Annotated in this window: 18 protein-coding genes; 14 read left to right on the top strand and 4 right to left on the bottom strand. The window is 35.7% G+C overall.

Annotated features, from left to right (window positions below; translation table 11 throughout):
- Positions 1 to 32: 32 nt before the first annotated feature.
- From E2R68_RS01495 to E2R68_RS01430, 14 genes are all read left to right on the top strand, one after another.
- The gene (locus E2R68_RS01495; RefSeq protein WP_134275737.1) at positions 33 to 902 is read left to right on the top strand and encodes a hypothetical protein; all 870 of its coding nucleotides are present in this window, start codon (positions 33 to 35) and stop codon (positions 900 to 902) included.
- Positions 899 to 1504, top strand: coding sequence for a PilN domain-containing protein (locus E2R68_RS01490; protein WP_134275736.1), 606 nt, complete (start codon positions 899 to 901; stop codon positions 1502 to 1504). Before E2R68_RS01495 ends, E2R68_RS01490 begins: the two co-directional genes overlap by 4 nt.
- Positions 1504 to 2166, top strand: a complete 663-nt coding sequence (locus E2R68_RS01485; RefSeq protein WP_134275735.1) for a type II secretion system protein M — start codon at positions 1504 to 1506, stop codon at positions 2164 to 2166. Before E2R68_RS01490 ends, E2R68_RS01485 begins: the two co-directional genes overlap by 1 nt.
- Entirely contained in the window at positions 2159 to 2533 is a 375-nt protein-coding gene (locus E2R68_RS01480; RefSeq protein ID WP_134275734.1) for a hypothetical protein, read from the top strand. Before E2R68_RS01485 ends, E2R68_RS01480 begins: the two co-directional genes overlap by 8 nt.
- Before the next feature lie 29 nt (positions 2534 to 2562).
- Positions 2563 to 4233, top strand: coding sequence for a pilus (MSHA type) biogenesis protein MshL (mshL, locus tag E2R68_RS01475; protein ID WP_134275733.1), 1671 nt, complete (start codon positions 2563 to 2565; stop codon positions 4231 to 4233).
- Positions 4230 to 5135, top strand: a complete 906-nt coding sequence (locus E2R68_RS01470) for an ExeA family protein (RefSeq protein WP_279587464.1) — start codon at positions 4230 to 4232, stop codon at positions 5133 to 5135. The genes mshL and E2R68_RS01470 overlap by 4 nt, the downstream gene beginning before the upstream one ends.
- The gene (locus tag E2R68_RS01465) at positions 5132 to 6391 is read left to right on the top strand and encodes a tetratricopeptide repeat protein (RefSeq protein WP_134275732.1); all 1260 of its coding nucleotides are present in this window, start codon (positions 5132 to 5134) and stop codon (positions 6389 to 6391) included. Before E2R68_RS01470 ends, E2R68_RS01465 begins: the two co-directional genes overlap by 4 nt.
- Positions 6392 to 6394: 3 nt before the next feature.
- Positions 6395 to 8206: a GspE/PulE family protein gene (locus tag E2R68_RS01460; protein ID WP_208380082.1), complete on the top strand. Its 1812-nt coding sequence runs from the start codon at positions 6395 to 6397 to the stop codon at positions 8204 to 8206.
- 2 nt (positions 8207 to 8208) lie between these two features.
- A complete protein-coding gene (locus E2R68_RS01455; RefSeq protein ID WP_134275731.1) occupies positions 8209 to 9429 on the top strand; it encodes a type II secretion system F family protein in 1221 nt (406 codons plus the stop codon).
- A gap of 121 nt (positions 9430 to 9550) precedes the next feature.
- A complete protein-coding gene (locus tag E2R68_RS01450; protein ID WP_134275730.1) occupies positions 9551 to 10189 on the top strand; it encodes a MarC family protein in 639 nt (212 codons plus the stop codon).
- A gap of 564 nt (positions 10190 to 10753) precedes the next feature.
- Positions 10754 to 11824, top strand: coding sequence for a TRAP transporter substrate-binding protein (locus tag E2R68_RS01445; RefSeq protein WP_208380080.1), 1071 nt, complete (start codon positions 10754 to 10756; stop codon positions 11822 to 11824).
- A gap of 78 nt (positions 11825 to 11902) precedes the next feature.
- Complete coding sequence (locus E2R68_RS01440; protein ID WP_134275728.1) at positions 11903 to 12406, top strand: TRAP transporter small permease subunit; 504 nt, start codon at positions 11903 to 11905, stop codon at positions 12404 to 12406.
- Positions 12407 to 12418: 12 nt separating this feature from the next.
- Positions 12419 to 13708 carry a TRAP transporter large permease gene (locus tag E2R68_RS01435; RefSeq protein WP_134275727.1) on the top strand — a complete coding sequence of 430 codons (1290 nt, stop codon included), beginning with the start codon at positions 12419 to 12421 and terminating at the stop codon, positions 13706 to 13708.
- A 309-nt stretch (positions 13709 to 14017) separates the two neighbouring features.
- Positions 14018 to 15928, top strand: coding sequence for a monovalent cation:proton antiporter-2 (CPA2) family protein (locus E2R68_RS01430; RefSeq protein ID WP_134275726.1), 1911 nt, complete (start codon positions 14018 to 14020; stop codon positions 15926 to 15928).
- A 30-nt stretch (positions 15929 to 15958) separates the two neighbouring features.
- On the opposite strand, the gene lipA is transcribed toward E2R68_RS01430, so the two are convergent.
- From lipA to E2R68_RS01410, 4 genes are all read right to left on the bottom strand, one after another.
- Complete coding sequence (lipA, locus tag E2R68_RS01425) at positions 15959 to 16927, bottom strand: lipoyl synthase (protein ID WP_134275725.1); 969 nt, start codon at positions 16925 to 16927, stop codon at positions 15959 to 15961.
- Positions 16917 to 17570 (bottom strand): lipoyl(octanoyl) transferase LipB, encoded by a 654-nt coding sequence (lipB, locus tag E2R68_RS01420; protein WP_134275724.1) that lies wholly within the window; start codon positions 17568 to 17570, stop codon positions 16917 to 16919. The genes lipA and lipB overlap by 11 nt, the downstream gene beginning before the upstream one ends.
- Before the next feature lie 10 nt (positions 17571 to 17580).
- Entirely contained in the window at positions 17581 to 17850 is a 270-nt protein-coding gene (gene ybeD / locus E2R68_RS01415; protein WP_134275723.1) for a DUF493 family protein YbeD, read from the bottom strand.
- Between the two features lie 113 nt (positions 17851 to 17963).
- Positions 17964 to 19121, bottom strand: coding sequence for a serine hydrolase (locus E2R68_RS01410; protein ID WP_134275722.1), 1158 nt, complete (start codon positions 19119 to 19121; stop codon positions 17964 to 17966).
- Positions 19122 to 19129 lie beyond the last annotated feature (8 nt).

Here is a 19129-nt window from a genome sequence, read left to right as displayed (position 1 = left end):
TTATTGGCACTTTATAAGGCATTATCGCTTTTATGTTTAAAAATATTTTTCCTGGTCGTATAAAAAGTACTATTAGCATCTATTTAGGGATGCATAAAGTGGCTATTTGTGAAGAAAAAAATGGTCAAGTAACGCTTATTGCAGGTGAGTTTATTCAGTCTGATGCTGAATGGCCAGCCGTGATTAAAAAAATGGTGGCTAAGTATGCTCTAAAACATGTGAACGTGTCTGTTGTGATTGCCAAAAATTTCTATCAAACTTTTGATATTGATAAACCTCAATTAGAGGAAAAAGAATTATTAGCGACCTTGCCTTTTACAATTAAAGATTTGGTGTCTGAAAGTGTTTTTGATCTTGTTGTCGATTATTTTGATAAACCACAACAAGTGCGTAAAAATCCACAAATTACCATTGTATGCTTACCAAAGTCACGTGTAATTGCTATTCGCGAAATATTAAGCAATAACGATTTAATACTCAAGCGTGTGACTACTGAAGAAATGGCAGCTTGCCAATTATTTGAAAATAGTGATGAAGCAAATATTTTGCTTTCTCAGCAAGGAAACGAATTACTTTTATCTGTCGTTAAAAATAGCCAATTATACTTTTCGTTGCGTATTCGTGGTTATAACGAATATTTGCCTATGATATTAGAAAATGTTGAAAGCCAGCTTGTTGAGGGACTGAGTTTGGAAATTCAACGTGCGTTAGATTACATAAACTCACAATTGGGTATACAAACTATTGGTTGTTTATATTTAGCATTGCAATGCCCTGATATTCAGCTGTTATCTGAAAAATTAGGGAGTTATCTTGATAAAACTGTTCAACCGTTTGATGAGCAATATGATTATCACTTTCTCTTTGCTTATGGTGGTTTTAATAAGGGATTAGCAGAATGAAAACAACACTTAATCTCTACCACGAAAGTTGCCGAGAGAGAAAACTAAACTTTAACTTTGCCCAGTTTATTGTATTGCTTATTGTTTGTATTTTGTTAGTAGGTCTTATTAAAGGTGTATTAGTAAATGAAGCGCATGAAATGGCAGAAAAGAAAACTGCTGCCGATGCTAAATTACTTGCAAAGAAACATGAATTATCGCAATTGTTAGTACAGCTACAAGCAAATAGAGTACCTGAAGAAAAACTAAGAAAGAAAGAACATTTGAGCAAGCAAGTTGCTGATAAACAGCGTTTAGTTACGAATTTGAATCAAATAGATTTAGGGTTGGTTGTTAGTTTTTCTGAATTAATGTTAGGACTATCTAAGGCTGATACAGAACAAATTAGTCTTTCTGAGTTTTCAATTGTTAACGGTAAGCTAAATATTAAAGGACAAGCATCGTATAGTGATTCAGTGCCTCGTTGGCTAACTCGTGTTCAAGCAACAACTGAATTACATATGGTGTCATTTACAACTGTTGATATTACCCAACAGAAAAATATCTTTCTATTTGAGTTAAGTAATATTGGCTTAAATAAAAAAACCAAGGATAGGAAATAATGAGAAGCTTTGATATTAAAGCGTTAGATAATCAATTTAAACAACTTACTCAACGAGAAAGAGTGAGTTGTTTTGCTGCATTATTAATTTGTACCTTGGCTGTTATTTATTTTTGGATGCTTGACCCTGCCGCGATTGCAACCACAAAAGCAGAAAAACAGCTTCAATCAACTTATACACAGCAATCTGCTGTTGATAATGAAATAGGGCAAGTCAAGTTGCGTTTGCAAGACGATCCTATTAAAAGAACAGATCAAGAGATAGTCGCGTTACAACAAACATTAACTTCTTTAAATGGGCAACTAAGCGAACGTTTAGGGAAATTTATTGCTGCTGATAAAATGGCTGAAGCACTTTCTCGGGTGTTAGCAAAAACGCCTGGTATTAAAATTAATTATTTAACTTCACTACCAGTTCAGTTATTTGATACTGATCCAGATGCAGCCGATAAGGATAAATCGGCACCGTTTTATAAACATAGTTTAGAGTTGCAGTTGACCGGTAATTATAGTGCTGTATATCAGTACTTATACAATTTAGAGAGCCTGCAAGATGAGTTTTTTTGGTATTCTTTAAAGTATGAAGTGACTAAATACCCATTAGCGAGTATCACTTTGCAAGTTTATACACTCAGTAATCAACAGGATTTAGTCAGTGGTTAAATATATCATTTCAATTTTAATCTTTAGTTTCAGTAGCGCTGCATTTGCAGAAAACGTGGTGTCACTCTCAACTGAAGAGAATAATGTAGAAAAGGCAAAGATTGTTAGTGACCCTACATTACCTCTTGGTTATAAAGCTAAAGTAAATAATAAAAAAGTTTATCGTCCACGTTTGCCTGTGTTGCAAAGCATTATTGTAGATAAAAGAACACAGCGAGCGGTGATGAACAATAAATCTTACGAAGTTGGTCAAAAAGTAGGTGGATATGAAATCAGTCGAATTGAAAAAGAGGCCGTATATCTTACTTATCGCTCCAAAATTTACGCTGTTAGCCTTTATTCAAATTCTGAGCGGTTCTCTCAATAAACGACTTAAAAATTTAATGGACTAAATACATGAAAAAAATCATTTTATTAACTTGCAGCTTATTTATATTGTCAGGTTGCCAAATCACTCAGAAGAATACAGCGAAAGATCAGAAAGAAGTGCTTGACCAAGCGCTTGTGGATGACGCCGGTGCCGATACCCTCATTCTTCCCGCTGACATCGAAGCAGAATTGTATGCAGATTTAGAGACTGAAACTGTATTAGATGAAGTGGAAGATAAACGAATTAATATCTCTGCTCGTGATGTAGATGCCCGTGTTTTCTTTGCTTCATTAATCAATGATTCAACTTATAGTGTGGCTATTCACCCTGATGTTTCAGGTACTATTACCCTGTCTTTAAGTGAAGTAACCTTACCTGAAGCATTAGCTGTTATTGAAAATATGTACGGATATGAAATTAAGCAATCAGGTCGTGTTTACCATATTTACCCGGCGGATATGCGTATTGCTAGTTTTACATTAGATTACCTATTTATGAATCGAGCAGGTGGTTCACGCACAAGTGTTTTATCTGGTCATTTAAGTAGCCAAAATGATGATGACGATGATAATGATGATAGTTCTTCAGGTTCATCTTCACGTTCATCATCTGCTCTTGGAAATGATGAATTCCTTGGTGAATTTAATAGTGGTGGGTTAGATGATGGTACTGAAATCACAACCATTACGAGTACTAATTATTGGGCTTACCTTGAGTCAAAATTAAAAACTTTACTAAAAAAATATGGTAAACGGGATATTATTATTAGTCCTATGTCTGGTGTTGTGACGGTACGAGCATTACCAAATGAAATACGTGAAGTACGAGATTTCTTAGAAAAAGAAACGGATCATCTGAATCGCCAGGTTATTTTAGAAACTCAAATTATTGAAGTAACATTAAGTGATGAATATCAACAAGGTGTGAGCTGGAGTAATATCCCTGCTGTGGCGGGGGGGGCAACCTCTAACGTTCTATTTAACAGTACTCACCAACTAGCTGATAGTTTGATACAAAGTACGATCGGTGGCGGCGGTACAGCAGCTTTCTCAAACGGGAACTTCTCTGCAGTTGTCTCTCTTTTAGAAACACAAGGTGACGTAAACGTCTTATCTAAACCACGTATTACTGCGATGAATAATCAAAAAGCAGTTATTAAGGTTGGTAGTGATGAGTATTTTGTTACTGATGTTTCAACAACTACCGTAAGTAATGGTTATGGTAGTGATACTATTTCTCCTAGCATCGAATTAACGCCTTTCTTCTCTGGGATTTCATTAGATGTAACACCAAAAATTAGTGACGATGACACAGTATTATTACATGTTCACCCTGCAATTATTGATGTTGAAGAGCAAGTTAAAACCATCAGTTTTGGATCGTCATCTATCAACGATTTAACTTTGCCGCTTGCTAAGAGTGATGTACGTGAATCAGATACTGTGGTTAAAGCAAAATCAGGTGATGTGATCGTTATTGGTGGCTTAATGAAAACAATGCAGAAGGATGTTGTTTCAAAAGTACCTTTTATAGGTGATATTCCTTGGCTTGGTGAGTTCTTTACAAACCGTCAAAAAGTACAATACAAGACAGAACTTGTGATCTTAATGAAACCTCAAATCGTGAAAAAAAATACTTGGAAGCAAGAAATTAAAAAATCATCAGAATTAGTTGAAAAGTGGTACCCGTCTAAATGATCTATTTACAGCATTTTGGTCTAGATAAAACGCCGTTTTCATTAACCGCAGACCCTGATTTTTTTATTGATTTTATTCCACATAAAGAAGCATTAGAAGTGATCACAACTGCACTCTCTTTAGGTGAAGGTATTCTCAAAATTACTGGTGAAGTTGGGACCGGTAAAACATTATTATGTAATAAATTACAGAGTGAATTATCTGAACAATATTTAGTTTGTACTATTGATAATCCCTATTTAAGTGCACATGAATTACGTTCTGCATTAGCGCTACATTTAGGGATTGATAAAAATCAATTAGATGACCAGTTTTTATTGACGGGTATTATTAAAGAAAGGTTATTAGCCTTACTTGCAGCAGGTAAAAAAGTATTAGTACTGGTTGATGAAGCGCAAGCCTTGCCAGATGCTTCTTTAGAAGCGTTACGTTTGTTTTCAAATTTAGAAACGGGTCCTGATAAATTATTACAAGTTGTTTTATTTGGACAGCCAGAATTAGATGTACGTTTAGGTGAAAGTCAATTACGCCAATTACGCCAACGGATCACTTTTTCGTATCAACTACGTGCATTGTCTGAATCAGAAATTGAACATTATATTCAGCAACGTCTAATGCGTGCAGGTTATCGTGGTGTGGCATTATTTAATCGCAAAGTATGTAAAAAAATTAGTCAAGCTAGTCGTGGTATTCCGCGTTTAATTAATGTGCTTTGCCATAAAGCGTTAATGATTAGCTATGGTCGACAACATTACACTATTACTCAAAAATTAATTAAAGAGGCGGTAGAAGATACTGAAGATGCTTACCCAGTACCTAGTCTAGGACGTTGGTGGGTAATTTTATTTTTGTTTGCTGTGATTAATGCATTATTGATAATGTGGTGGAAAGGATTGTTATGAGTATTATCAACAATATGCATAAAGACTTAGGGAAATCTGGTGACGTTCAGCCTGTGTTATCTGGCTTACCAAAACAGAAATCTAAGCAAAAAATATTATTACTGAGTGCCATTACATTTTTAGTTTTATGTGCTGTGGCATTAACCGTTATTATTGTGATTACTGAAGGCAACGAAACGAATTCAGCTAATTATATCGTAACAGAAAGATCGCCAGTTTCAGGGGCAAAAGAATCAGAACTTCAGGGGATTAAAATGGTTTCTCCTGAGCAAATTTATCAAGATTTAGAATCAAAAAATCAATTAGTGGAAGCTCCTTTTTCAACTAATGAAAATACTACAAATGATAAAACCTCTAATGATCCTGAACCATTCCAAGTAGTTAAAAATACCCTCCCTAAAGCTGCTTCAAAAACAACTGTCGAATCTGCATCCGACTTACCGAAAGCATTGCCTGAATCAGCGGTTGTTGTTGGTGAGGAAAAAGCGAAAGTAGTAGAGCCTAAACAAAAGGCGGTAGTTAAAAAAGCTAAACCTGTTGTTAAAACACCCAAAGCAGTAGCACCTAAAATAAATAAAATTGCTGAAACTCAACCTGTAAAAGCGCCTCAGTCTACAAGAGCTGCTCGTCCTGAAACATTAGCACCTGGGCACTTAAGTATTGAAGATGCACAACTGACGGATTTACAGCTTGCCAATATTTATTTAAAAGAGGCAAAAAAAGCGCAAGAAAATGGTCATAACGATTTAGCGGCTGAAAAATGGGAAAAGGCATTAAATGTTAAACCTGATTTAAATGAAGTTCGTAAATCACTCGCTATGTATTATTACAGTCAGGGTGATATTGATAAAACGACTACAGTTTTAAAAAAAGGTGGATTGATTTCACCTGAATATTCAGACTTTAATTTAATGTTGTCACGCATTGCTTTAAAAGAAAATGATCCTCAAAAAGCCTTTTTATATCTTGAACAAAATCCACCCAAAGTGGAGGGGAATGTTGATTATTACGTGAGTCATGCGATCCTTGCTCAAAAATTTAAAATGTATGAGCGCTCAGAGGAATTATATAAAAGTTTACTTACGCAGCGTCCGACTAATGGACGTTGGTTGATGTCTTTGGCTATCTCGCTGGATAGACAAAGTAAAAAAGCGGAAGCGATAGCTTCTTATCAAAAAGCCTTAAAACAGACTGATTTATCAATAAACGCTAAAGATTATATTACTAAGCGTCTCGCTTTTTTAAGTAAGGAGTAAACAATGCAGCCAGATGGAAAGCAGCCAAAGTTAAAAATGCGTTTAGGTGATTTATTAGTTGTTGAAAAGTTAATTACTGAAGCTCAATTGCAGCATGCTTTAAAAGAGCAGCGAGTATTAGGTTTAAAATTAGGGGCGACTTTAATATACCTTGGTTATCTCAGTGAAGAGCAAATTCTTACTTTTTTATCTCGTCAATTAGGCATTCAAATTGTTGATTTATTAAAAGTTGAAATCGACCCAAATGTAGTGCCTTTAATTCCAGAGGTACATGCTCGCCGTCTTCGTGCATTAGCGATTGGAGAGCATGAAGGTAAGATCACCTTAGTTGTTGCAGATCCTGCTGATTTACAAAGTTTAGACATCTTAGCTGATCTATTAAAAGGGCGTGAATTTGAATTAAAAATTGCACGTGAAGATCAACTTATTGAATCTTTTGATCGTGTTTATCGACGTACACAGGAGATTGCATCATTTGCGGTTAAATTAAGCGCAGAGCATGGTGAAAGTTTTGGGTTTGATGCTGCAAGTATCAATTTAGAAGCAGAAGGTGCTGATGCAACCGTAATGAAGTTGCTGCACTCTTTATTTGAAGATGCGATACAAGTTGGAGCTTCTGATATTCATATTGAACCTGATGAAGAAGTATTACGTATTCGCCAGCGAGTTGATGGCATATTACAAGAAACATTACTTCCTGAAAGTGGTATAGCAAGTGCGTTAGTTTTACGTTTGAAATTAATGGCTCATCTTAATATTTCTGAAAAACGTTTACCACAAGATGGACGATTCAACCTTAAGATTAAAGGGCGCAGTGTTGATGTGCGTATATCAACAATGCCGATTCAAGCTGGTGAATCAGTGGTAATGCGATTGTTAGATCAATCTACTGGTATTTTATCATTTCCTGAAATAGGCATTCCTGAGAATTTAATTGAACGTATTACATTACAATTAAAACGTCCTAATGGCCTTATTCTTGTAACAGGTCCAACAGGTAGCGGTAAAACCACTACCTTATATTCAGCTTTAAACATGCTTAATGCACCCGGTAGTAAAATAATTACCGTAGAAGATCCAGTGGAGTATCGTTTACCTCGAGTTAATCAAGTTCAAGTAAATAGCAAAATTGGTTTAGATTTCTCAAGTGTATTACGTACGGCATTACGTCAAGACCCAGATGTTTTGTTAGTGGGTGAGATGCGTGATAAAGAAACAATGGATATAGGTCTACGCGGTGCGTTAACTGGGCATTTAGTTTTATCCACATTACATACTAATGATGCTATCAGTAGCACATTACGTTTATTAGATATGGGGGCTCCTGGTTATTTGGTAGCAAGTGCACTACGTGCAGTGGTTGCTCAGCGTTTGATCCGTCGGTTATGTAATAACTGTAAATCAGTGGTAACTCCAACTTTAGAGCAAAATATATTGCTTGAACAAATTACTACACAAAGGTTATCAGATGTTGATTTCCATGCTCCACAAGGTTGCCAACGTTGTCACTATACTGGTTTCCGTGGCCGAATCGGTGTATTTGAATTGTTAGAGTTGGATGAGAAAATGATCGCTGCATTACGTCAGGATGATACGCAAGGGTTTAGCGTCGCCGCTAAGCAGTCTGTATTATTTCAGCCTTTAGCATTATCTGCGTTAGATTATGCAAAACAAGGAATTACTTCTTTGGATGAAGTGTTTAAATTAGTGGATCGTTTTGAAATACATGACAAAAAACAGGAGTATTCAACGCAGGAAGCATCAAGTTCTGAGCGTGCAGCAGAAAAAGATCCTAACCTGTTAGATTTTGAATAATTATGCCAATTTATAAATATGCAGGACGCGATCAATACGGTAAAGCTGTTACTGGAGAGCTAGAGGCTATTTCAAAGGATAGTGCTCTAGAATTAGTTATGGCACAAGGTATTATGCCTAGTGAAATTACCGAGAAAGCCATTATCGAAGGGGCTTTAGATTTTTCGGCTATTTTTGCTTCGAAGGTAAAATCTGCTGAACTGATCATTTTTACACGACAAATTTATTCATTAACAAAAGCTGGGATCCCAATCCTAAGAGCAATTAATGGTTTAGCTGAATCTACACATTCTAAGTTATTAGCAGATACGCTATTCGACATATTAGAAAATATGAAAAATGGTCATTCATTATCGGTGGCAATGGGGGCTCATCCTCGAGTTTTTTCACAGTTATATGTTTCTCTTGTGCAGGTTGGTGAAAATACCGGACAATTAGATAATATATTTTTACAGTTAGCGGAATATATAGAGCAAGAAGTAGAAACAAAAAAACGTATTAAAAGCGCAATGCGCTATCCAAGTTTTGTTTTAATCGCATTAGCATTTGCAATGGTTATCCTGAATATTTACGTTATTCCTACCTTTGCGAGTATGTTTGCAAAATTTCATGCTGAATTACCTTGGAGTACTAAGTTATTGCTTAGCACTTCTTCTTTCTTTGTTAACTATTGGCCATTTATGCTGGCATTTTTAATTGCCGTTATTATTGCTATTAAGCTTTGGTTAAGTACAGATAAAGGCGCTTATCAGTGGGATCGCTGGAAATTACGCATTCCAGTAGTTGGTTCGGTTATTGAACGTTCTTTGTTAGCTCGTTTTTCTCGTAGCTTTGCGATGATGTTAAGAGCGGGTGTACCGTTGAATAATGCACTCTATTTGATTGCATTTGCAGTTGATAATGATTATTTAAAAGAAAAAATGCTGGCAATGAGAACCGGGATTGAAGCTGGTGATACTTTATTAAAAACAGCCACTAATGCAGGTTTATTTACCCCTTTAGTATTGCAGATGATTGCAGTTGGTGAAGAAACAGGACAGGTTGATGAGCTTTTAAATGAATCTGCTGATTTTTATGAACGAGAAGTGGATTACGATTTAAAAAACATGACTGCCAAAATTGAACCTATTTTAATATCAATCGTTGCTGTGATGGTTCTTATTTTAGCGCTTGGCATCTTCACTCCTATGTGGGGAATGATGGGGGCAATGAAAGGTGGTTAGTGGTTGAGCACTTACCCATTTGAAATGTAATTGTTTTTAAACAACCTTTTTGTCTAAAGGCATCACAATAATTAAGTTAAACTACTACCTCAAATTAATTAACAGAGAAGACGTGAATATTATGGATGATTTATACGTACAGGCAATAACTGTGTTTTTAGGTTTTTTTGCAGTAATGAACCCTATTGCTAATACTGCTGCTTTTGCTGGCTTAGTTGGCGATAAAAGTAAAGCGGAGCAAATTAAAATTGCTGCTAAAGCATTAATTGTGACTTTTATTGTTATTCTTACTTTTTCACTTCTTGGTAAAGCGATTTTTCATCTGTTTGGTATTACGCTTTCAGCCTTAAGGATCACCGGTGGCATATTAGTCTTTTTAATCGGTTACCATATGTTAAATGGTAAAGCTTCTAAATTACATTCAGGCAAAGATGAAAGTGATAATGGAAGTGATGGTTCAGAAGCAGATATTGCTATCTCTCCTTTAGCTATTCCTCTACTCGCGGGACCAGGTACCATTGCTACAGCAATGAATTATTCATCTGCTGGTGGTCTTTCTGGCATTATTGTCACGGTTTCTGTATTTGCAGTGTTATGCCTTATTACTTTTGTTTGTTTTGTTTTTAGTTCAAATATTTTATCCGTGATCGGCAAAAATGGATTGAGTATGGTAACTCGTTTAATGGGACTTATTTTAGCTGTGATTGGTATGCAAATGCTAATTGTTGGTGTGACAGATGTTGTTGCGAGCATGCATTAATAACGATTTAATTCAATTGTTAGTACTCACTTACTAGCAATGTTCTTTGATAATGCTATTTAATTTAATGTGTTATCAAAGAATAACTCTTTTACCTGCTCTTAATTATTAAGCAAATCAATTTTGTAGCTGCTCATATTACATCTCTATTTATTTCTTGCCTATATCGATGTCCTTGATAAATGATACCAATGGTATTTCGCATGTGTTCTAAGTTTTACCTAGAAAAAACAATTCAATCGGTGAAAATTATAACGATCAAGTGAATTGTTTTAAGCAATAAATTTGATCTGCTATTTACTGCAATTGTTATGCGCTAGTTTATTTACTTCAATATGCAACCGATCTTCTTTTTTATTCCATGTAATTAGTCTTAATTTCTAAAAAATAGCTTAGCTTGTGATGGTCACTACAAATTAATTATTAAAATGATTAATTTATCATATCTAAATGGCAATTTTTTGGCTTGTTACTAACCTCATGATAATGAGTGAAGCTTAATTCATTTTTAGTTTCAACTATTACCCCGCAAATTGTTTAATCCTAATCTACATGGAGTTGAAAATGCTGAAGTCCTTTTATAAAAGTACCTTAATTGCAACGGTTGTCATGTTTACAAGTGCCAGTGCGTTTGCTGCAGATAAAGTTTATAGATTGAAATTAGCTGAATCTTGGGGGCCTAATTTCCCGATATTTGGTGATTCAGTTAAAAATATGGTGAAAATGGCTGATGAAATGTCCAATGGCCGTTTAAAAATTCGTGTTGATTCTGCAAATAAGCATAAAGCGCCATTTGGTGTTTTTGATATGGTGAAAATGGGGCAGTATGATATTGGGCATTCAGCAAGTTATTATTACAAAGGTAAAGTACCTAATACCTTGTACTTTACTACTATGCCATTTGGTATGACTGCAATGGAGCAATATGCTTGGTTTCAATATGGTGGTGGTCAGGAGTTAATGAATGAAGTATATGCAGAGCATAACTTAGTTCCTTTTCCTGGCGGTAATACTGGAGTGCAAATGGGCGGATGGTTCCGGAAGGAAATTAAGACGGTTGATGATCTTAAAAACCTAAAAATGCGAATTCCTGGTTTTGCAGGGGAAGTCTTAGCTAAGTTAGGTGCTACACCAGTTAACATTCCACCAGGTGAGCTTTATACATCTTTAGAGCGTAACACTATCGATGCGTTAGAATGGGTTGGACCGTCGCTTGATTTACGTATGGGCTTCCATAAAATTGCTCCTTATTACTACATGGGCTGGCATGAACCTGCTACTGAGTTGATGTTTATTGTGAATAAAAAGAAATTAGCATCGTTACCTAAAGATTTGCAGACAATTTTGGAAGTAGCAATGCGCAAAGCCTCTTATGATATGTATGTTCAATCATATGCTGAAAGTGCTAAAAACTGGGCGGTAATGAAATCAGAATATCCTGATATCCAAGTTAAAACTTTCCCTCCAGCTGTTATTAGTGCAATGAAAAAAGCCAATGATGAAATATTAACTGAAAAATCTAAAGAAGATCCTATGGCCGCTAAAATTATTAAATCTCAACAAGATTATTTAAAACTAGCGCGAGTTTGGACTGATATTTCTGAATTTGGTTACCTTGAAAGCACGAAAGAATAAATAACATATTTTAAAAAGGCTACGTTCTGTAGCCTTTTCTTTTTTATTTCTCTGTATCAATAAAAGGAATTATCTTTGATGGAAGGTCTACAAAACGTCTTTGATCGTTTTTCTGATTTTATCGGCAAAATGGCCGCTACATTGATGATATTGCTATTGGTCAATGTATTTTACGATGTTGTCGCTCGTTATTTCTTTAAGTCTAGTTCTATTGGTTTACAAGAGCTTGAGTGGCACTTATTTGCTTCTATGTTTTTATTGGGTATTGCCTATACCTTAAAAGAAGAGGGCCATGTACGGGTTGATATTTTGTATGAAAAGTTGAGTGGAAAAAAGCAAGCGTGGATTAATACCTTAGGTTGTTTATTTTTTATTCTGCCTTTTTGTGCATTGATTATCTGGTATGGCTATGACTTCACTCTTGAATCCTATCAGTTAGATGAAACAAGTGGCGACCCTGGTGGTTTGTCACATCGTTGGTTAATTAAAGCAATGATCCCCCTGTCAGCTCTGATGATTATTTTCAGTGCCTTGGGTGTATTAATAAAAAATCTGCGTTGTATTTTTGAGCAAGATAGCTAAAAGGGATTTTTCATGATTGGCATTATTATGTTTGGTGTAGCCTTAGTGCTGCTATTAACAGGTTTTCCCGTTGCATTTGTCTTTGCTGGTGTAGCGTTAGTTTTTGGGGTGTTTGCGGAGGGTTTTGAGCTATTTGCTTTTATGCCATATCGTATTATGAGTATCATGGAAAACTCTATTATGATGGCTGTACCTATGTTTATTTTCATGGGGAATGTATTACAAAAAACTAAATTAGCAGAGCAATTATTAGAAGCAATGGGGCAGTTGTTTGGCCGTATTCGAGGCGGTGTTGCTGTTTCTACTATTTTAGTGGGTTGTTTGTTAGCAGCTTCTACAGGGGTAGTTGGTGCTTCGGTTGTTGCAATGGGTGTTATCTCTTTACCGGTAATGCTGAAATATAATTATGATAAAAAATTAGCGACTGGTGTTATCTGTGCATCGGGGACTTTGGGACAAATCATTCCTCCTTCTATCATCTTAATTATCCTTGGCGATGTTATGGGAGTACCTGTTGGTGACCTCTTTAAGTCAGCCCTTTTACCGGGGGCGATGTTAGTTGGTGCTTTTATATTATACGTATTAATTTATGCTTATTTTAAACCTGAATCTGCACCTGCATTACCTGAGTCGGAATCAGCGGGACATGGTGTTAAACCTTGCTGGAATGCATTTAAGGCAATTGCTCCACCCTTAGCATTAATTTTTGCGGTACTTGGTTCTATATTTTATGGTATTGCAACTCCTACTGAGTCTTCTGCAATTGGTGGTGCGGGAGCTATTTTATTAGCTATGTTATATAGACAGTGCTCATGGAAAGTTTTATGGGAGTCATCTAAAGAAACCGTTAAAGTCACTTCTATGGTTTTTGCTATTTTTATTGGCGCAACAGCATTTTCGATGGTCTTTTCTTACACCGGAGGAGAGGAAATTATTGAAGAGCTAATGTTTAGTTTACCTGGTGAAAAATGGGGATTTTTAATTATCTCTATGTTGGTGATTTTAGTGCTAGGTTTCTTTATCGATTTTGTAGAAATCTCATTTATTGTTGTGCCTATGTTATATCCTGTTGCTCAATTAATGGGGATCGATTTAACTTGGTTTGCTATTTTAATTGCAATGAACCTACAAACCTCCTTCCTCACTCCACCCTTTGGGTTTAGTTTATTTTATTTAAAAGGAGTGGCACCACCTCAAGTGAAGACTACGGATATTTATAAAGGAGTTATTCCCTTTATTCTGATACAACTATTAGTACTTTCTTCGATTATTGTTTTCCCCGGCTTTTATGGATTTGATTAAACTAAAGGTGTTATTTCAATGTTGTTAGCTTATTCGCTAGCAACATTGTTTTTCCGCGCAAAATTTAGATCTCATATTTAATGACATTGGTATTACTCTGCAGATGATACAGAATAAAGTTAATGTCTTAACATTCCGCTACTGCGCCAAAATTATTCTCTCCAGCTTTGTTATTAAATGTCTATTGTTATTAAAATATATGTAAAATGTGAGCACTTTGTTGTAAGCCTATATTCTATAAATCATATTTTTAATGAATCATCACTTATGATTCAAAATACAGTTTTAGTGCTGTTTAAAAGGAATTTAATGTTAGAAGTTATTGTTATTTATCTTGCTGCCGCTATTGCCGCTGTACCTATCGCAAAACGTCTTGGTTTAGGATCTGTTCTAGGTTATTTATTAGCAGGTATGTTAATTGGGCCGTTTATTTTAGGGTTGGTTGGCGACCAATCTGAAGTGATGCATTATGCTGAGTTTGGCGTGGTCATGATGTTGTTTTTAATTGGCCTTGAACTTCAACCTCGCCGTCTTTGGAAGTTACGTCACTCTATTGTATTGCAAGGTGGTTTACAGCTTGCGTTAACGACATTGGTGATTTGGGCTTTCTGCTATTTTGTTTTTGCTCTACGTTGGCAGACAGCATTAGCTTTGGGGGTCATGCTAGCGCTTTCATCAACCGCGATTGTTTTACAAACTTTGAGTGAAAAAGGCTGGATAAAACAACCAGCAGGTCAAAATGCATTCTCTATTTTGTTATTTCAAGATATTGCCGTGATCCCTATTATGGCTTTATTGCCGTTATTAGCATTTACAGATATTACTTCAAGCATAGAAAATCATGATAGTTTAATTATGGGATTCCCTGTTTGGGTGCAAGTTGTTATTTCTGTTCTTGTTATTAGCAGTATTTATTTTGTTGGAAAATATATTTCAACTCCTTTATTTCGTTATATTGCAGAAACAAGGTTACGCGAAATTTTTACTGTATTTGCGTTATTTTTAGTTGTTTCAATTGCATTGATAATGGAAAAAATTGGTTTATCACCTGCATTAGGTACTTTTTTAGCTGGTGTTGTCTTAGCCGAAAGTGAATTTAGACATGAATTAGAAACTGATATTGAACCCTTCAAAGGATTGCTTCTAGGATTGTTTTTTATTGCAGTGGGAGCGTCGATTGATTTTTTATTATTAGCTGAAGAGTTGCTTTTAATTGTTTATTTAGTGATCGGGCTAATTCTATTGAAAGCCTTGATTTTATATTTTATCGCGTTTGTTTTCAAATTAAAGTCAAAGCAAAAAATACTCTTTACCTTTGCTTTGGCACAGGGGGGAGAATTTGCTTTTGTATTGATTTCATTAACTGGCAGTTTGTACATATTAACGCCAGAGCAATCTAAAATAACAACCTTAGTTGTTACCATTTCAATGCTTTTTGCTCCTATCTTACTCATGCTCTATGAACGCTTCTTGTTAACCGACAAAGTAAATAATGAGTATGACGACCCTGCGCAAATTGAACCAACCAATAATGTGATAATTGTTGGTTATGGTCGCTTTGGACAAGTGGTTGGACGTTTATTAACAGCACAGGGGTATCACCTCTCTATTTTAGACCATAGTCCTGCTCAGATTGATCTGGTACGTCGCTTTGGTGTGAAAGTCTTTTATGGTGATGCTGCAAGAGGGGATTTATTGAAAGCGGCAGGAGCAAAGCAAGCTAAGTTATTAGTGATTGCGGTTGATGATGCAATTAAAGCGCTCGAAATTATTGATATTGCCCAAAAATACTTCCCTAATTTAAAAATAGCAGTTCGTGCAACTGATAGGACTCACGCTTATGAAATAATGAATAAAGGCGTTACTACTTTTAGGCGAGAAAGTTTTGATTCCGCCATTAATTTAGGTGTGGATGCGTTATCTTTATTAGGTGAAGAACCTGATGTTGCACAAAAAGCGGGGCGTTTATTTAAACAATATGATGAGAAAGCATTGCTGGAGTTGTCTTCTGTTTGGGGGGATGATAAACATTATGGTGCGGCAGTGCGCCAACATTTAGAGGATTTAAAACAGATCCTTGATAAGGACAAAGCACAACAGAAAAAATTGAATGTATGTGAAGAAGATTGGTTAGCACGTAAGGTTGTTATTAAAGATAATGTTCCAGAAAACAGTGTCTTAAAATTAAAAAAGCCTGCTTTAAAAAAACAGGCTTTTTAATGTGTCTTAGGGGGATAGTTTAAATAAAAATTATTTAACTTCTTTACCTGATGCTTGTAAATCTGCGTGGTATGAAGAGCGAACCAATGGTCCACATGCCGCATGCTCAAAACCAACTGATTTTGCCATTTCACCTAATGCATCAAACTCTGCTGGTGGAACGTAGCGCTCTACAGCAAGATGTTGCAAGCTAGGTTGCAGATATTGGCCTAACGTTAACATAGTCACACCATGAGCGGCTAAATCTTTAATGACAGTTTCAATCTGTTCATTAGTTTCACCTAAGCCCATCATTACACCTGATTTCGTTGGTACTGTTGGGTGCTGCTCTTTGAATTTTTTCAGTAATTGTAATGACCATTTGTAATCTGCACCAGGACGTACTTGCTTGTATAAATGTGGTGCTGTTTCTAGATTATGATTAAATACATCAGGTACATCTTTTTCAAAACAAGCTAATGCTTTGTCCATACGACCTTTAAAATCTGGTACTAAAATTTCAATTTTAATTTCTGGATTTAATAAACGGATTTCACGAATACAATCAGCAAAATGTTGCGCGCCACCATCACGTAAATCATCACGGTCAACAGAAGTAATAACAACATACTTGAGTTTCATATCTTTGATCGTTTCAGCTAATTTCTTAGGCTCATTTTCATCAACAGCAAGCGGTTTACCATGGCCAACATCACAGAAAGGGCAACGACGTGTACAGATATCACCTAAAATCATAAAGGTTGCAGTACCGTGGTTAAAGCATTCATTTAAGTTAGGACAAGATGCTTCTTCACATACTGAGTGCAATTTATTTTTACGTAATGCAGATTTTATTTCATTAACACGAGTATTATCAGCAGCTAATTTAATCTTCATCCAAGACGGTTTTTTTAAAATTGTATTTTTGTCTGAAGGGATCACTTTAATAGGAATATGAGACAGTTTATCTGCATCGCGTAATTTATTGCCCGCAGTTAATTGACTTGGTTTATTGTTCATTAATAAAACTCTCTATCTGTGTGTATTGTAAATTTTGATTTAATTTTTCAATCAATACCGGTGCTAATTGTGCGACAGAAGATGCTATTCCTAGATCGCGACACTGGGTCATTTCTAATCCAGCATAACCACAGGGGTTAATTTGTAAAAACGGGGTTAGATCCATATCCACATTTAATGCTAAACCATGAAACGAACAACCTTTACGAATTTTTAAGCCTAATGAGGCAATTTTTTTACCATCAACATAAACACCTGGAGCATCAGGTTTTGCAACAGCAAGTACATTATGCTCAGCCAGCAGGTCGATAATAGCTTGTTCTATGATGCTCACTAAACGACGCACATTAAAGTCTTTGCGGCGAATATTAATAAGTAGATAAGCAACCAATTGGCCTGGTGCGTGATAGGTGATTTGTCCACCTCGGTCACTTTTAACAACAGGGATATGACTATGAGTTAATAAATGTTCTGCTTTGCCTGCTAAACCCTGTGTAAAAACTGGCGTGTGTTCCACTAACCAGATTTCATCAATTGTTTTATCGTCACGTTGTTCCGTGAAATCACTCATTGATTGCCATATTTCTTGGTAGGGTTGCAGCCCTAAATGGCGAATAATTAACTTATCTTGAATTGCTGTCATAGGAAGTGGCTTATAAAATATAACGAACAAGATCGAGTTTGTTTAAATCACTGTAGATTTCTTCGATTTGTTTTTTACTTTTGACCACCACTGGAATCGCCAATGCATGGTAATTGCCTTTTGAACTAGGTTTGACGGTTGGTGCGTAATCACCTGGTACGATTTTTTGAATCACCGCTAATACATCAGGAATAAGTTGTGGATCAGCTACACCCATTATTTTAAATGATAAGCTACATGGAAATTCTAATAATTCATCAAAATGCGTATTTAATGCCATGCTTTACTCCTGAGCAAAATACATATTGAAATTAAAAAGTGAGGCTAAGCCTCACTCATAAATAATGATTCAACCTTAATAGTTAAATATTAAGGTTGAATATGGGGATCTTTTTAACCAAACCAACCAATAAATAATAATTTAATATAATCGATCATACGGCTAAAGAAACCACCTTCTTCTACTGTTTCTAAAGCAACTAAATCGTAACTTGCAACAGCTTCATCAGATAGAGTGTAATTAACTTTACCTACTACATCTCCTTTTTGAATTGGTGCACGTAATTCATTATCAATAACAAAGTCAGCTTTTAAGTTTTTAGATTGGTTGCGTGGTAATGTTAGTGTCGTATTAACAGCAACACCTAAACGAATATTGGCTTGTTTACCCATCCAGATACGTTCACTTGCTAATTGATCGCCTGCTTTATAAGGAGTTATAGTTTCAAAGAAGCGGAAACCCCAGTTAAGTAGTTTTTTGCTTTCTGTTTGACGTGCATTATCAGAGTGAGTACCCATTACAACACTGATTAAACGCATACCATCTTTAGTTCCTGATGAAACTAAACTATAACCTGCAGCGCTTGTGTGTCCTGTTTTAATACCATCAACGTTTAAGCCTTTATCCCATAATAATTTATTACGGTTGTATTGAAGAATACCGTTATATTTAAATGATTTGATTTTGTAAAGCTCGTATTCATCTGGCACATCTCTAATCAAGGCTTTAGCAAGGATCGCCATATCATGTGCAGTACTGTAATGTTCTTCTGAATTTAATCCGTGAGAGTTTACAAAGTGAGTGTCATTCATGCCTAACTGTGCAGCCCATGAATTCATTAAATCTGCAAATGCAGCTTCACTACCAGCAATATGCTCAGCCATAGCAACACATGCATCATTACCTGATTGAATAATAATACCGTGATTCAAATCAGCAACAGTGACTTGCTTGCCTACTTCAATAAACATTTTTGAAGAGTCAGGGAAGTTTTTAGACCAAGCATTTTCTGAAATGGTCACTTTATCATCTGGGCTTAAGTTTCCTGACTTGATTTCTTGTCCAATAATGTAGCTTGTCATCATTTTAGTTAATGATGCAGGTGGTAAAGCTTCATTACTATTTTTTTCTGCCAGAATTTTTCCTGAGTCATAATCAATGAGTAAAAAACCTTTGGCTGCAATAGACGGGACTTTAGGGATAATCGTTGGCGCTGCTAAAACATTAATACTAAAGCAGAAAGTGATAAGCAGTAGGCTTATTTTTTTCATGTTGCATA

It is taken from the genome of Psychromonas algarum, from assembly GCF_004376845.1.
GTDB lineage: Bacteria > Pseudomonadota > Gammaproteobacteria > Enterobacterales > Psychromonadaceae > Psychromonas.
This window is presented reverse-complemented; position numbering and strand designations above follow the sequence as displayed.

What these genes read in the sequence shown, in the direction of transcription:
- E2R68_RS01440 (WP_134275728.1), top strand. Translation starts at nt 11,903, where the DNA reads ATGGAAGGTCTACAAAACGTCTTTGATCGTTTTTCTGATTTTATCGGC.
- E2R68_RS01460 (WP_208380082.1), top strand. Translation starts at nt 6,395, where the DNA reads ATGCAGCCAGATGGAAAGCAGCCAAAGTTAAAAATGCGTTTAGGTGAT.
- E2R68_RS01410 (WP_134275722.1), bottom strand. Translation starts at nt 19,121, where the DNA reads ATGAAAAAAATAAGCCTACTGCTTATCACTTTCTGCTTTAGTATTAAT.
- mshL (WP_134275733.1), top strand. Translation starts at nt 2,563, where the DNA reads ATGAAAAAAATCATTTTATTAACTTGCAGCTTATTTATATTGTCAGGT.
- E2R68_RS01435 (WP_134275727.1), top strand. Translation starts at nt 12,419, where the DNA reads ATGATTGGCATTATTATGTTTGGTGTAGCCTTAGTGCTGCTATTAACA.
- lipB (WP_134275724.1), bottom strand. Translation starts at nt 17,570, where the DNA reads ATGACAGCAATTCAAGATAAGTTAATTATTCGCCATTTAGGGCTGCAA.
- ybeD (WP_134275723.1), bottom strand. Translation starts at nt 17,850, where the DNA reads ATGGCATTAAATACGCATTTTGATGAATTATTAGAATTTCCATGTAGC.
- E2R68_RS01490 (WP_134275736.1), top strand. Translation starts at nt 899, where the DNA reads ATGAAAACAACACTTAATCTCTACCACGAAAGTTGCCGAGAGAGAAAA.
- lipA (WP_134275725.1), bottom strand. Translation starts at nt 16,927, where the DNA reads ATGAACAATAAACCAAGTCAATTAACTGCGGGCAATAAATTACGCGAT.
- E2R68_RS01445 (WP_208380080.1), top strand. Translation starts at nt 10,754, where the DNA reads ATGCTGAAGTCCTTTTATAAAAGTACCTTAATTGCAACGGTTGTCATG.
- E2R68_RS01450 (WP_134275730.1), top strand. Translation starts at nt 9,551, where the DNA reads ATGGATGATTTATACGTACAGGCAATAACTGTGTTTTTAGGTTTTTTT.
- E2R68_RS01455 (WP_134275731.1), top strand. Translation starts at nt 8,209, where the DNA reads ATGCCAATTTATAAATATGCAGGACGCGATCAATACGGTAAAGCTGTT.
- E2R68_RS01495 (WP_134275737.1), top strand. Translation starts at nt 33, where the DNA reads ATGTTTAAAAATATTTTTCCTGGTCGTATAAAAAGTACTATTAGCATC.
- E2R68_RS01465 (WP_134275732.1), top strand. Translation starts at nt 5,132, where the DNA reads ATGAGTATTATCAACAATATGCATAAAGACTTAGGGAAATCTGGTGAC.
- E2R68_RS01485 (WP_134275735.1), top strand. Translation starts at nt 1,504, where the DNA reads ATGAGAAGCTTTGATATTAAAGCGTTAGATAATCAATTTAAACAACTT.
- E2R68_RS01470 (WP_279587464.1), top strand. Translation starts at nt 4,230, where the DNA reads ATGATCTATTTACAGCATTTTGGTCTAGATAAAACGCCGTTTTCATTA.
- E2R68_RS01430 (WP_134275726.1), top strand. Translation starts at nt 14,018, where the DNA reads ATGTTAGAAGTTATTGTTATTTATCTTGCTGCCGCTATTGCCGCTGTA.